General features: G+C 43.7%; 1 protein-coding gene. It reads left to right on the top strand.

Going from position 1 to position 295, the window contains the following annotated elements:
• The coding region (hscB, locus tag ACTHSP_RS23615; RefSeq protein WP_440347188.1) for a Fe-S protein assembly co-chaperone HscB at window positions 1-295 on the top strand (295 nt) is incomplete at both ends.

Raw genomic sequence — 295 nt, 5'->3', positions numbered from 1 at the left:
ATTAATGATGCCTACCGCACATTAAAAAGCCCTATTGATCGGGCTGCTTATCTCTTGAAAAGCCAAAATATCGATGCCGATGCACCTGAACACACTTCGTTCTCACCAGAGTTCCTCATGCAGCAGATGGAATGGCGAGAAACATTAATGGATGCACAAATGGAACAAAACCATGATGCCATCCGAGCGCTGGATCAAGAAATCCAAGAAGTACAAAGCAACCTATATCAAGATTTGCAACAAGCATTTGAACAACAGGATTATGAATCAGCCGCACAATGGGTACGGCATGGAC

This window comes from Neisseria sp. P0001.S005 (assembly GCF_051963715.1).
Note: the sequence above shows the minus strand (reverse complement) of the source record. Positions and strands in the feature narration are given on the sequence as shown.